Here is a 14,266-nt window from a genome sequence, read left to right on the forward strand (position 1 = left end):
ATCACTGCGGTACGACAGGATTGTCGACGGGCGGCAACGGCGCGGCAGTCACTTCATCCGGCGCGATGATCATGGTCGACGGCGCGACCGGCGGCTGGGCCCGCATATAGTCGCGCAGCATCTCGTCCAGGCTGGGCTCACGGTCCGGCACGGCCGTCAGCTGCTGCTGGCGCATATAGCCCCAACGGTCGGCGGCCAGGGTCTGGGCATCGGCGGCGCTGCGGATGATGGTCGGGCGAATGAAGACCATCAGATTGGTCCGTCCCCGCTGGCGGGTGGTCGAGCGGAACAGACCCCCGATGACAGGCAACTGTCCCAGACCCGGTATCGCATCCACGGCCAGACGGTCGTTCTGGTCCAGCAGGCCACCCGCTACGGCGATGTCGCCGTCGTCCACGACCAAGGTCGTCTCCAGTTCCCGCTTGTTCAGCACCAGATCGTTCGCCCCATCGGTCAGCACGCCGTTGATGCTGGACACCTCCTGACGCAGGAACAGGGTGATGGAGCCCCCGGCATTGATCTGGGGCCGCACGATCAGCTTGACGCCGATGTCCTGACGCTGGGTCGTGCGGAACGGGTTGGAGTTTCCGTCCAGCAGGGTCTCGCCGGTCGTGATCGGCACTTCCTGGCCGACCAGGATCGTCGCCTCCTCATTGTCCAGCGTCATCAGCGACGGTGTCTGCAACAGGTTGGAGCCGCTGTCGGTCTTGGCCGCATTGATGATGAAGCCGAACAGGCCATCGCCGATCCGCCCCCCTGCCCCGCCGATGAAGCCGTTGGCCCCCAGCAGGCTATTGAGCGCCAGGTTCTGCAGCTGGGTCCGCAGGGGATCGTCCTCGTCCAGATCGGTCGCCGCCGCACCGCCGATGATGGGCAGGATTGGTGTCGCGCTGTTGGAATAGTTGGTCAGGCCGATGGGCGCGCCGTCTTCGCCCGCCAGCAGCCACTGCACACCCAGTTCCTTGACCGCAGTGTCGGACAGTTCGACCACGATGGCCTCGATCAGGACCTGCTGACGGCGCTGGTCCAGCTGGCGGATGACCTCGGACAGCATGCGCTGGGTGTCGGCCGAGCCGGAGATGACCAGGGCATTGGCTCCGGGGAAGCGCGCGATCGTGGCCCGCTGCCCCGGCAGAGGCGCGGCGGGTGCAGAGGTCGAAGCCGGCGTCACGTCGTCGGTCGTCGCTCCGGCGCGCGAGGTGCCCGGCTCACGCGGTGTGGCATTGGCGCTGGCCGCCGTCACCTGCTGGCCGACGATCTGTTGCAGCACGGGCAGCAGTTGCTCGGCATTGGCGTGTTCCAGGAACACCACCTTGACGTCGTCCGCCGACAGGGCCCGACGGTCCAGATCATCGACCAGAGGACGCACGCGCGCGATGGCCGAGGGGTCGCCCCTCAGCACGATGGAGTTGGAACTCTCGACCGGCGTCACCGACACCATGCCCGACCCCGGCTGTCCGCCCGGGGGTGCCAGAACCGATTGCAACACCGCTGCAATTTCGCGCGCCGAGGAGTTCTCCAGCGTCACGACCTCGAACCCGGTCCGGTCCACGTCGATACGCGCGATCAGGGCGCGGACGCGGGCCAGGTTGTCGGCGAAATCGGCCACGACGATGCTGTTGGCACCGGGGTTGGCCAGCACCTGCCCCTGGGCACCGACCAATGGCCGGATGGTCTCGGCGGCCGAAGCCGCATCGATGTTGCGCAGGGTGAACACTTCGGTCGAAAACCGCTCGTTGCCGACCGTCGATGGTCCCTGCGCCGCGCCTTGGGCCGGGCTGATGCGATAGGCGCCGGACGAGGTTGGCGTCACCACCAGGCCGTTGGCCCGCAGAGTCGACAGGAAGACCTCGAACAGCTGGGCCCGGCTCAGATTGCGGTCGCTGGACACGGTCACGGTGCCGGTCACGCCCGGATCGACGATGAAGGTCCGGCCCGTCGAGCGGGAGATGTCCTGAATAAAGGCGCGGATGTCGGCACCCTGGACGTTCAGGGTCTGGCCGCCTGCCGCCTGGGCATAGGCAGGCATAGTCGCCAGCGGTGCCTGAACGACCAGAAGCCCGGCCAAGGCGGCCGTCAGCAGGGGGCGGGATCGCATCAGCGGCCTGTCCTTATAATAGTGGTCTGCTCGACGCCGTTCCGCTCGAAGCGGATTTCGGCGCTGGTGCTGTTGGAAAGCTGGCCACGCAGGCCCGCGATACGGGCGGGGCTGTCCAGCGCCTGTCCATTTACGGCCAGAATGACGTCGCCAGACCGAAGTCCTGCCGCCGCCAGGGCCGAGCCATCGCCCGCTCCGCTGACGGTAAAGCCGTTGATGCCGAGACCCTGCATGCGTGGACGTAGCCCCGCCTGGGCCATCAGCCGGGCGGGGTCGACGCTGGGGCCTGACGGACCAATCGCCGACGCCGGTGCCACGGCAGTAGCTGCGTCCGCAGGCGCTGCGCCTTGCGGTGTCACGACCTGCTGCTCGGCGGGTGGCGGGGGCGGCGCGGCTGCCCCCATCGGCAGTTCTGTGAACATCAGACGAGTGAGGGACTCACCCCGCGCCATCACCACATGATCGGAAGCCACCGATCGCAGGATCAGGCCCGGCTCGATCTCCTCACCCACGCCCACCGAAACCTGACGTCCGTCGGCCAGACCGATGATGGCCGAGCCGCCGCCCGCGCCGTCGGCGCGAACGCCGTAGAGCCGCATCTGGCTGCTGCCCTGGGCCGTCGCTTCGCCCAGCGCCCCGGGCGCGCCGGTGCGGAAGAAGGCGTCGAAACGTTGAAAGATGGAATAGTCTGGCGCGGCTGCTTCGGGTGCCGTGACCGGTCCGGCTGTGGAAAGGGTCGGCGAGGCCAGGAAAACCCACACCAGCCGCGCGATCTGAATCAGCAACACGAGGGTCAGGCTGACCTCGATCCCGCGTCGCAGACGGGCGCGGCCACCGCCCGGCGCATCGCCGGTCGGCCGGAGCTGACGGTTCCAGTTGCGAAAGGCGGCGATCACCATGACTTGCCCGACAGGGGCCTGGGGCGGCCCGGCGCGATACCTAGACCGATCGTCCGTATGCGGGCTTCACCGCCATGTGACGCCCGCGAGAACTTGCCGTGACGGTTAGGGGCAGTACGGACGAAATGACGCCAAACCGTCGTGAACGAAAACGAGGGGTGGCGCGTCGCCACCCCTCGTCCATCTTACCTTAGAAGCGCGCGGTCAGGCTGACCGATGCGCTGGATCCCAGCTCATAGTTATTGATCAGGATCTTGTTCCCCAACTCTTGGAACTCGTCATAGTCGGTGTTCAGCAGGTTCCGTAGCTCCAGCGAAAAGCCCAGATCCCGTCCCGCATATTCGAAGTCCTTGCGATAGACGAAGTCCAGGAAGACGCCCGGGTCCTGCACATAGTCGGGCTCGCGGCTGCCCGCGCTGCCTGCTCCGCGCGCCGTGATGCGCTCGCTGACGTAGTTGACGATGAAGGTCGCCTGCGAGCGGGCCGTGTCGTCTTCCCAACCGAGTTGCAGGTTGGCGACATGCTCGGACTGGCCCTGAAGGCGGCTGCCGTCTTCGATGAAGAAGGTTGCGTCTTCATCCGCTCCGCCACCGCCCGGCGTACGAACGACATCGCCTGGCTCGACGTTCACCTCGGAGTCTGACCAGGTGTAGTTGGCCTGGACCAGCCAGCGCTTGTTGGCAATGAATGGCATGGCATTGTCGGGGAACTCGAAGAACTTCTTGGCCTCGATCTCGGCCCCGAAGATGGTCGCTTCCGGCGCGTTCAGGAACGACTGTTGACGCTGGTCACCCGTCAGGACGACCACCGATTCAACCGGCTTATCCAGTTGCTTGTAGAAGACACCGGCGGTCAGGAACTGCTGACGTGCAAAGAACCACTCGTAACGAGCGTCCAGGTTCAGGATTTCCGTATCGACCAGGAAGGGGTTGCCCGTGAACTCGCGGTCGCTCTCGGGGTCGATATAGGACTGCGGAGCCAGTTCACGGAACTGCGGACGCCCGATGGTCTGGGACGCGCCAAGGCGTAGCTGCTGATCCTCGGCGAAGTTCCAGGTCGCGGTGAAAGAGGGCAGATAGTACTGCTCTTCGATGCTGGTGGGCGCGAACGGGGCGGCACCGCCGAACAGGTCTCGCGGGGTTACCGTCAGTTCACCATCCTCGAAGCGGACGCCGGCCGTTGTGCGAACCAAGGGAATGATCTCGGCATCGACCTGAACATAGGCCGCAGCGACTGTCAGTTCCGCCTCATAGGCCCCGGCACCATTGGTGCCTGCGATCTGGCGCAGTTCGATCGTCGTCGGGTTGATATTGAAGTCAGAGTACAGGAAGTCGATACGCGATTGCCGCTGCTCATCCGTCAGGCCGCTCACCGCCGCCAGTTGGAGGTCATAACGGGTCGCGTCGCGGCTGCTGTCTGTATAGGCGACGCCAGCCTTCAATACGATCTCGCGGAAGTCTGACAGCGGCAACGTGTAGCTGACGTCGGCCCCACCGGAGATGACATCCTCGTCCAGTTCGCTGAAGGAGATCTGGTTGGACGGATTGTGGATGAAGTTGCCGTCACCATCTACGCCGTACTGGAAGCGCGATTCATAGGGCGCATCGCGCGAGGTCTTGGCATAGGACGCGCGCCAGTCGAACTCCAGCGCACCATCCAGGAACTCATGCTCACCGGCCAGTTGGCTCGAGAACAGCTGACGCACGAAGAACTCGGTGTAATCATCACGCAGGACGCCGCCACCAACACTAAGGTCCGGGCCGACGCTGGAGCGAGCTTCCTTGGTCGTATTGCGAACGTAGAAATTCGTCCACTTCAGCTCGTGATTGTCGTTCGTCAGGGACAGGGCACCCAGGAAGTTCAGCTGGATGTCGTTCTGATTGGACTCGAACGCCTTGTCCGTGACGGGCACCAGAATGTCGCCCGAAAACTGGCCTTCCTGCTGACGGCCGCGGCGACCGCTCCAGCTGTTGTCATAGCCGGCAACGCCGATCAGACCAAGAGTGCCCAGGCTGCTGTCACTGGACAGTCCGCCGGCGAAATCGAAACCGAAGTCGACGGGGGTCGTCTCACGCTGCAGAAGCCGCAGCGGGGCATTGACCAGGGACTGGCCCATGCGTTGCAACTCCGCCGTCGTGAAGTTGGCGCGATTGATCTGCTGACCCGACTGGAAAGCGATGGCGATGGGCGTCGGCACATCACGGGTACCATCATCGAAACCCGTGAAGTCAGTGCGCGATCCGTAGTAAATCAGGCCTTCCTTGTTGGTCGTCTCGGAGTTCGCCCCGATCGACGTCGACATGGTGAAGAAGGGCTCGTTTGGCGCATCGACCGTACGCAGGTCGATCACCCCGCCCCCGAACTCGCCGGGGAAGTCGGCGGAATAGGTCTTCTGGACGGTGACGCTTTCCAGAATGCTGGCCGGGAACAGGTCCAGCGGAACGACGCGTTGCAGCGGCTCGGGGCTGGGCAGCGGGGAGCCATTCAGAAGCGCCGAGGAATAGCGCTCCCCCAAGCCACGCACATAGATGAAGCGCCCTTCCACGACAGTCAGGCCAGTGACGCGGGTCAGTGCCTGCGCTGCGCTCGAATCACCCGTACGCTGCAGATCTTCGGCCGTCAGGAAGGCAGCAACCTCGGCACTCTCGCGATTTGGTTCGGGGATGTAGCGGCCCAGGACGACAATCTCGTCGAGCTGCGACTCCTCCTGCACCGGATCGGCCTGAACGGCAGGCGTCTGCGCCGTGGAGCTTTGCGGCGCGGTCGCTACGGGCGGCGGCGTCTGGGCATGCGCCATCCCGGGCGCGATCATCGCGCTGGTGGCCAGGAGGACCCCGCTCAGGGTCAAGGTAAGGGTCTTCATGATCTGCGCCTTGGAAGAGTTTAACAGGATACGCGAAAGCCGGAGGTGGCCCGGTCGGGCCACCTCCGCGCATCCGTCATCAGCAGGTCGCGCCGGACGTCAGACCGCAGGTCCAGCCCGTGTACCAGGTGTCAGCAGCGTTCTGGACGGCACCGATGTAGGTTGTTGCCGTGAAGAACGGATAGACCGCCGGAGCGTTTGCCGGTGTTACGGCGTTCTCGTTCGCACCGTTGATGAAGGTCAGCGTCTGGTTGGGCAGGCTGGTGCCCGACGGTGCCGTCAGGGTCGAAGTGCCAGTGGCCGTGTTGTTCGTGCCGGCGGTGAAGGCAGCCGTCGAAAGCGCGGTGTTGGACGGACGGTACGGCACGGCGCACGACATGAAGACCGAGTTGAAGGTCACACCGCTGGTGCCGGTATCGGCGTCGTTGATGGCCATACAGCCTGCGACCGAGCCGGCAACACTCGTGAACACCGAGTTGATGATCGTAGAGTCAGTACCCGTATCGAAGTGGGCTACAGTGTGAGCATCGATGGTCGCGTTGCGGCCGACCAGGGTCCAGTTGGCCATTTTCGGCTGCGAGACGTAGCGGTTGGCCAGCGGCGTCGAGGCGGGAGCAGACGAGAACTCAAAGCCGGCGCTGCGGCTGGTCGTGCCGGCCGGACGCTGGGTCACGATGCCGAACTGAGCACCACCGCGCCAGCCCGTGTCGGTGTCCATGCCATCGTCGTCGGCACCGGTAATGACGACGCGACGCAGATTGACGTTGCCGCCGAAGATTTCGATGCCGTCGTCCGAGCTGTTGTGAACCTGCACGAACTCGACCGTCGTGCCGGAGCCGACACCGGCCAGGGTCAGACCCTGAAGCTCATTGCCCGACGAGATTTCGAAGCCCGAGAACTTGATCTGAACATAGCGCACGCGGCCCGAGTTGTCGGCCGCGGTGTTGCCGCCGTAGAAGGCGCTGGTGCCCTCAACCGTGCCGGTGCAGGTCACCGGCGCGGTCAGCTGGCAGTTGGCTTGCGGCGCACGGCCGGCCAGTACGATACCGCCCCATTGACCCTGCGAGTTCTCGTTGGTGGTGCCCTCGACGTTTTGACGGCTGGTGAAGACGATGGGGCTGGTGGCCGTGCCTTCCGCGAACAGCTGCGAACCGCGGTTGACCAGGAGGTAGTCCGAGCCACCCGAGGCGAAGATGCGCACGCCGGCTTCAATGGTCAGGATGCCTTGCTCGCTACCGGCGGTCGGTGCTGCCGGGTCGATGCCGCGGTCCGTACCGACCGAGGTGCGGCCGGAGATGGAATAGATGGTGCCGGCGCGCAGCGGCACCGTCAGGGCACCGTTGATCTGTTGCGGTAGCTGACAGACGCGCAGGGTGTTGTTGGCGATCAGGCCGACATTGGCGAAGCCGGTCGGGCAATCCGCAGCAGGAGTGCCGGGCGGGGGGGTGGTCGGGCCACCAGGGTTGGTGCCGCCACCGCCGCCACCAAAATCGCCTTCACCGGGCGAGGCGACTTCCGAAGAGCCGCAAGCGGCCAGAGCCAGGGCGCTGGCCGAGAGGGCGAGCAGTGTTGTCAGTCGAAAGCCGGTCATCGTTTTCACCGTGTCAGGTCCAAAGGATCATTCGACAGGTGGAACACAGGCCTCAAGCCCGGCCCCGACGACGTATCGCCCCTCCTGCCCAGCCCTTGGCTAGACGCGGGATGTGACAGAGGGAGCGCCGAACCGTGACGGTTAGGACGCGCTTGTGTGAACTTGTTTTCGCCATTCTGTGAAACTCAATCCTGATACGGCGCGATAGTCACAAACCGGTTCCCGGGCCACGGATCCGGCCGTTGCACTGTCATCGGCACCGCGTTAGGCCGGTGGAAACCCATAGGACATCAACGTTTGTCTCCCCTTCTCCTCGCGCTCATCCTGGCCGGTCTGGGCCTGATCGCCGGAAGTTTTATCGGTCTGGTCAGCCTGCGTTTGCCGCAGGAACGCGATGTCATATTTGGACGATCTCGTTGCGGTGGCTGCGACCGGCCCCTGCCACCGCAGCGCATGATTCCGGTCGCCAGCTATGTGCTGGCCAGAGGTCGATGCGGTGATTGCGGGTCGGTGATTCCCCTGCGCTACCCGCTAATTGAACTGGGCTGCGCTGCGGCGGGTGCATGGGCAGGACTCTCACAGCCGGATATCCTTGCAGCAGGGCTCACAGCCTTGCTCGGCTGGCAATTGATCCTGATCGCCGTGGTGGATGCGGAGCATTTCTGGCTGCCCGATGTCCTGACGTTGCCGCTGTTGGCTACAGGCCTGACCGCCGCCGCAGTCTTGCCGAGTGGCAATCTGGTGCATTCGGCCCTCGGAGCCTTCGTTGGCTTCGCGGGTCTGTGGCTTCTGGCCATCACCTACCGGCAACTTCGCCGAAGGGAAGGCCTGGGCGGCGGCGACCCCATACTTCTGGCAGCCGGAGGAGCCTGGGTCGCCTGGATCGGACTCCCCAGTGTTCTGTTGTGGGCATCAATTTCTGCCTTGAGTCTGGTTGCGGCCCGATGGGTTACAGGCCGCCCCGTGTCGGGCCGGGATCGTCTCCCGTTCGGCCCCTTTCTGGCCGTCGGCATCTGGCTGACATGGCTGCTCGGCCCTCTGGGGCTGTAGATGCCGACAATCAGGAAAGTTCGATCACGTCGGGATGGAACCTGCCATCATACAGGCGCGCCACATCGGCCGCCCGGCGAAGCAGGACGGCGGCACGATTGATCGAACCCTTGTCAGACAGCTCACTGTGGCCCGCGTCGGGCGGATCGGTCAGCAACATCAGACGCCGCAAACGACCGCTCTGTCCCGGGTTGTCCAGGTTGTGACGCGACAGGCCTGTCCGTACCCGTGTCTGGATCGTCACTGGATCTTCGCGGCTTGCAACCTCGGCATCGAGCCAGGCAAGCACGGTGAGTTCGGCCTGCCCTTCGCCGCAGACGACGACGTCGCGAAACAGGCCCGGACAGGCCTTGAGCACTGAATCGCGCAGCCGCCCCGCCGCCACGAATGTGCCGTTGGTCAGCTTGAACTGCTCTGCGCTACGCCCCGCGAAAAATAGCCCCTCGGAGGGATTGGCACGGTCGTGGAAGTCGGCGCGGTCTTCCATCCGCAGAAACCCCTCCTCGTCAAAGGCTTCGGCAGTGCGGGCGGGATCGCCGAGGTAGCCGGGGGTGACGCAGGGGGCCTTGACCCGAACCTCGTAGGCCCCCTCGGCGGGAACCAGTTTGAGGGACGCGCCGGGGACCGGCAGGCCGATTCCGACCTTTCGGGTCTCCCACCAGGTGTAGCTGATGGCGGAGCCGGTTTCGGTGGAACCGTAACCGGAGACAAACTGAATTCGAGTTTTGATAGTCCGGACGGCCAGAGCCTGCATGCGGTCATGCAGTGGTTGAGGCAGGCCCGCACCGCCGAACAGCATGCAGCGCAGGTCGGCGAAATAGGCATGGCGCAGGGCGTCATCAAGGTCCAGCGCGTCGGCGAGCATGGCATAGCCGGACGGCATGGTGCCGTAGAAGCGCGGCCTGATCTCCTTCAGGTTCCGCAGCGTCTCGCCGAACAGTTCCGGCGTGGGACGGCCATCGTCGATGTAGAGGCTGCCGCCCAACGCGGTGATGTTCGTCAGCAGGGACGATCCGGCGATATGGCTCCAAGGCAGCCAGTCCAGACACGGTCCATCCCAGGCGAAGGCATCGCCCATGGCCTGAAAGCCGCTGGCGGTATTGGCTGTCATCATGGCCTGGGTATGGATCACGGCCTTGGGACGACCGGTGGAGCCGGAGGTCAGCAGGTAGCGGGCAGGCACGGTCGGATCGAGCGCCTGTACGCGTGCACCGATGGCCTCCACGTCCGGGCAGGCGAGGACGTCGGCCAGCGCCACGACGTCACCGGCCAGGTCCTGTGGCCGGGCAGAAACGACGATCGCGTCGGCCGGCCTCACTGCGGCCAGTGCCCGGGCAAAGGGGGCACCCTGCTCTGCGAAGATCACGGCAGGCTTCACCAGGTCGACGACATGACGAAGCCGCTCGAAGTCGGTGCCGAGCAGGGAGTAGTTCACGCTGACCGAACAGATGGGCACGCCTGCCGCGATCGCGCCAAACATCCAGGCGGCGTGGGCGATGGAGTTTTCGGACAGGACGAGTACGCACCGACCCGGGGCGATCTCCTGCCGGAGCAGCCAGGCAGCCACGGCGGAGACGTCGGCGCGTCCCTGAGCATAGGACAAGGGTTGCCAGTCCCGGTGCTCGCCACCGCGCCGGGCGATCCAGGTTCGGTCGGGCATTGCGTCCCCATGCGCCCAGAAGACCCGCAGAAGATTGCTGTCATGATCGACCAGCGGCGCACGAGCCGAGAGGATCAAGGTGCCGTCAAGACGGGTCTCTACCTCCAGCCCGACTTGGCCGAACCGCACCGGACGGAAGGGTGCGTCCTGCTGGACATTGATTTCGGACACCGGCTCGGACAAGGGCGCTTCCTTCTTCGTTGCAACTCCTCAATAGCCTCGACGAGACGCTTGCAAAACAGGATTTATTTTCATCAGCCCCCCAGAACTAACTTGCGGCGACAGACCAAACTCTCCTACAGCTTGTTCTCGAACAATCGGCAATGGTGACGCCAGGAATGAGGGCGACCGCCAGCTGTCGATGATGCCATTCCGAGACGACACCGCATGACCACGCCGTTTGACACCCTGCGCCTGCCGGTCTTCGCCGCGCCCATGTTTCTGGTGAGCGGGCCAGAGATGGTGATCGCAGCCTGCAAGTCCGGCATTGGCGGGGCCTTCCCCACGCCCAACTGTCGAACGGTCGAAGACCTGGATCAGTGGATGGGCCGCATTACCGACGCATTGGTCCCCGGCGACGCCCCGTGGATCGCCAATATGATCACCCACTCGACCAACACTCGCCTGGCCGAGGACCTGCGCCTGATCGCCGAGTACAAGCCGCCCGTGGTCATCACGGCCTTGGGTTCGCCGCGCCCGGTCATGGAAACCGTAAAGGCCTACGGCGGTCTGGTCTTCGCCGACGTCATCTCGATGAAGCTGGCCAGGAAGGCGGCCGAGGCCGGTGTCGATGGACTGGCCTGCGTCAGCGCCGGTGCCGGCGGACATACGGGGCATCTGACACCGTTCGCCTTCATCTCGGCGGTGCGGGACTTCTTCGATGGCTATATCGCGGTCGGCGGCGGTGTCGGTGATGGCGCAGGGATCGCCGGGGCCGTCGCGGCAGGGGCCGACTTTGTCTATATGGGCACGCGATTTCTGGCGACCGAGGAAAGCATGGCCCAGCCTGCCTACAAGCAGATGGTCGTGGAGGCTGGGCCGGACGATCTGGTCGTCTCCGCCGCCGTGACCGGAACGCCGGCATCCTGGCTGAAGGCCAGTTTGAGGGCCGCAGGACAGGATCCCGACAATCTGGGCGGACCGGCCGAGCGGAACTATTCCAGCAACGGCGACCCCAAACGCTGGCGCGATATCTGGGCAGCTGGCCAGGGCGTGGATGCCGTACGTAAGGTCGAGCCGCTGTCGCAGGTCGTGGAGCAACTGTCCCTGGAGTACCAGGCAGCCGTGCAGGCCTTCCGCAAACGGACCGCTGGGATCGCCTAGACCCCAATCACCAGGCTGACGGTCGTGGTCGTGGACCCGCCGATGTTCAGGGTCTGGACCGTTTTCGCCCCCTCGACCTGATAATCGCCCGCCGTGTCGGTCGTCTGTTTGAACGCATCCAGAGCCATGCGGACGCCGGTGGCCCCCACGGGATGGCCACAGCCGATCAGGCCGCCGGAGGGGTTGATGGGCAGCTTGCCGCCCATTTCGATGTCGCCCGCCTCGATCGCCTTCCAGCTCTCGCCCGGCGCGGTCAGGCCCAGATGATCGATGGCCATGTACTCGGTCATCGAAAAACAGTCGTGGGTTTCCACCAGATCGATGTCGGACAGCCCGACGCCGGCGCGACTGCGGGCTTCGTCGATCGCTCGCTTCACTTGCGGAAAAACGTACGGCTGGTCACGGCTGTTGTCGATCTTGGTGTTGTAGCTGATCGGGGCCGAGCGGTGGCCCCAACCCTTGATGCGGGGCAGGCTGTCCAGTGGGATGCCGCGCGCCTTGGCATACTCCGCTGCCCGCTCCGGCGAGGCCAGAACGACCGCGGCCGCCCCGTCGGTGACCTGTCCGCAGTCGGTCTTGCGCACGCGCCCCTCGATGACGGGATTGGCTTCGTCGTCGCTGGTGAAGCTCGCGTTGGAGAAGGAGTAGTTGCGCGTCTGGGCGTTTGGATTGCGCTTGGCGTTGCCGAAATTGACCTGGGCGATGTGGCGCAGGTGGGCTTCGTCGATGCCGTAGCGGCTGTCGTATTCGTCGGTCAGGTTGGAAAAGGCGCGGGGCCAGACATAGGTGGCGTCGCCGAACTCATGCCCCGTCCAGGCGGCGGCCCCCAGATATTCCGCGCCCGTCTGGCCCGGCACGTTGCGCATCAGCTCGATACCGACGACCAGCGCCGTGCCGTAATGCCCCGCCTGGATGTCCGACATGGCCGCCAGCAGGGCCAGACTGCCCGATGCGCAGGCCCCTTCGTGACGCGAGGTCGGCAGACCGTCGAAGGCCGGCTCGGTCTGGGCGAAGAAGCCGCCCAGCAGCCCCTGTCCCGCGAACAGATCGCCGACAAAATTGCCGACATGGCCCACATCGATGTCCGCAGGGTCCAGCGACGCCGCCGCCAGTCCGCCGTGCACGGCCTCCCCGAATCCATCGGCCATCTCAACGCCTTCGCGGGACCAGTTGCGGGCGAAGTCGGACTGCCAGCCGCCGAGGATGTAGGTCATGATCGTCGATCCTTATGCGGCGTTTGCGGCTTGCGATGCGCGGATGGTGGCCCCTTGCGACCATGTCGCATGGGTGCCGCTGGAGATGCGTTCCGGCAAAATGATCCGGGCGACCGGTCCATCCGACAGCTTGCGCGCATCATATATGACGCATTCCGAACGGTCCTCGATCATGTCCGAGACATAGGTGACCAGATAGCCGTCGTCCTCTTCGGTCGCGCCGATGCGAGGCGCGAAGCCCGGCTCCGATCCATAGCGTTCGGGGCCGAAGTCGATGGCCCAGCTGTCGCCCGTATCCATGTCGTGCTTGACCACGCCGGTGAACAGGAACCAGCCGGGCTTGCTGACCGCACTGTAGGCATAGCGGTATTTCACGCCCGCGAACTGGTTGTTGATGACGCCGAACTCCAACACGCGGTCGTCCAGCCGCGTCTCTGTCGTGGCTCCCGTCTTCAGGTTGAAACGCCAGCGGTGCAGCTTGGGCTGGAGCATATTCTGATCCAGGAAGGTCATGATCCGCTCATAGGCGGGCCAGGCGTCGGGGCTGGTGTCCGGGACCGGATTGTCCTGGAAATAGCCGTCCATGACGATCTCGTCGCCGTCTTCCCAGGCATTGAGGAAGTGCAGGACATAGGTGGCGTTGGCCTCGAACCATTTGACCTCCTCAGCCGTGCCGAAGCGCGGAATGATGCCGAAGCGGGACTTCATGTCAGGGTGGAAGCGCGCGACGTGATAGCCCTTGGGCAGCAGATGCTCCTCCCAGAACAGGGGGAAGTCGTTGAGGATGGAATAGTTGGTCGTGAACGCCATGTCGTGCGGCAGGCGCGCTCCTGGCAGCGGTACAGGCGTCAGATGCTTCAGCTGATTGTCGGCCCCGACGACGCCGTAGTGCATGAAAGGGGCCGTCTTCGAATAGTTGAAGAACAGCAGCTCGCCGGTCCTCTCATCGACCTTGGGATGGGCCGAGATTCCTTCAGGCGGACACCAGTCGGCACTGGTCAGTTGTTCGAGCGTGAAGGGGTCAAGGCGGTAGCCCTCTCCGCACTGGTAGAAGGTCGACAGGATCGCGCCCGCATGAATGATGACGTCGGTCGAGGATGAATCCTTGAGCCCGCCATGTGCGCCCCAGCCGGGCCGCTCGGACAACGAGGGATGTTCGGCCAGACCGGCCCAAAGCGCCCGCCCCGCCTCCTGCTCGGCCTCAAAGCCCTTGGTCCGGACGAAGCGGTTGCGATAGGCGGCCTTGCCGTCCTTCAGCGTGATGGCATGCAGCATACCGTCACCGTCGAACGGGTGGTAGCGGCCCAGCGGCTGGTGCACCGGGTTTTCGGTATTGCGCACATAGACCCCGTCGATGTCGGTCGGGATGGTGCCGATGACGACCATGTCGTCAGCCGAATGCTCGGTGTGCTGAGGAGCCCAGGCCCCGTTCATATAGGGGTGGTCGTTCGGCTGGATCGAGGTGCGGATGGCACCCTGCTGAAAGCCCGTGCGCGCTGCGCCTGTCGGTTCGGCACCCATGAGACACTCCTGGACTGTGCGGCAAGCCGCCAAGTAAGTTGCGTTAG

At 64.7% G+C, this 14,266-nt stretch carries 9 protein-coding genes; 2 read left to right on the forward strand and 7 right to left on the reverse strand.

Annotation, left to right across the window (positions count from 1 at the left end; all coding sequences use genetic code 11):
* Nucleotide 1 precedes the first annotated feature (1 nt).
* From gspD to AC4PRM_RS01065, 4 genes are all read right to left on the reverse strand, one after another.
* Nucleotides 2-2,098 carry a type II secretion system secretin GspD gene (gene gspD / locus AC4PRM_RS01050; protein ID WP_492038477.1) on the reverse strand — a complete coding sequence of 699 codons (2,097 nt, stop codon included), beginning with the start codon at nt 2,096-2,098 and terminating at the stop codon, nt 2-4.
* Nucleotides 2,098-2,997 carry a type II secretion system protein N gene (locus AC4PRM_RS01055; RefSeq protein ID WP_492038478.1) on the reverse strand — a complete coding sequence of 300 codons (900 nt, stop codon included), beginning with the start codon at nt 2,995-2,997 and terminating at the stop codon, nt 2,098-2,100. Before AC4PRM_RS01055 ends, gspD begins: the two co-directional genes overlap by 1 nt.
* A 190-nt stretch (nt 2,998-3,187) precedes the next feature.
* Nucleotides 3,188-5,860 (reverse strand): TonB-dependent receptor domain-containing protein, encoded by a 2,673-nt coding sequence (locus AC4PRM_RS01060; protein ID WP_492038479.1) that lies wholly within the window; start codon nt 5,858-5,860, stop codon nt 3,188-3,190.
* Between the two features lie 79 nt (nt 5,861-5,939).
* Nucleotides 5,940-7,451: a beta-helix domain-containing protein gene (locus AC4PRM_RS01065; protein WP_373255680.1), complete on the reverse strand. Its 1,512-nt coding sequence runs from the start codon at nt 7,449-7,451 to the stop codon at nt 5,940-5,942.
* 297 nt (nt 7,452-7,748) lie between these two features.
* Between AC4PRM_RS01065 and AC4PRM_RS01070 the strand changes: the two genes are divergently transcribed.
* Nucleotides 7,749-8,501: a prepilin peptidase gene (locus AC4PRM_RS01070; RefSeq protein ID WP_492038480.1), complete on the forward strand. Its 753-nt coding sequence runs from the start codon at nt 7,749-7,751 to the stop codon at nt 8,499-8,501.
* Between the two features lie 10 nt (nt 8,502-8,511).
* On the opposite strand, the gene AC4PRM_RS01075 is transcribed toward AC4PRM_RS01070, so the two are convergent.
* Nucleotides 8,512-10,344, reverse strand: coding sequence for an AMP-binding protein (locus tag AC4PRM_RS01075; RefSeq protein WP_492038481.1), 1,833 nt, complete (start codon nt 10,342-10,344; stop codon nt 8,512-8,514).
* A gap of 204 nt (nt 10,345-10,548) precedes the next feature.
* Here AC4PRM_RS01075 and AC4PRM_RS01080 point away from each other — a divergent pair, with 204 nt between their 5' ends.
* Nucleotides 10,549-11,484 carry an NAD(P)H-dependent flavin oxidoreductase gene (locus tag AC4PRM_RS01080; RefSeq protein ID WP_492038482.1) on the forward strand — a complete coding sequence of 312 codons (936 nt, stop codon included), beginning with the start codon at nt 10,549-10,551 and terminating at the stop codon, nt 11,482-11,484.
* On the opposite strand, the gene AC4PRM_RS01085 is transcribed toward AC4PRM_RS01080, so the two are convergent.
* Nucleotides 11,481-12,698 carry an acetyl-CoA acetyltransferase gene (locus AC4PRM_RS01085; protein ID WP_492038483.1) on the reverse strand — a complete coding sequence of 406 codons (1,218 nt, stop codon included), beginning with the start codon at nt 12,696-12,698 and terminating at the stop codon, nt 11,481-11,483. The two genes, AC4PRM_RS01080 and AC4PRM_RS01085, sit on opposite strands and share 4 nt — an antisense overlap.
* A 12-nt stretch (nt 12,699-12,710) precedes the next feature.
* Entirely contained in the window at nt 12,711-14,219 is a 1,509-nt protein-coding gene (locus AC4PRM_RS01090; RefSeq protein WP_492038484.1) for a carotenoid oxygenase family protein, read from the reverse strand.
* Between the last annotated feature and the right edge of the window lie 47 nt (nt 14,220-14,266).

Source organism: Brevundimonas sp. DW-iso22, assembly GCF_058725425.1.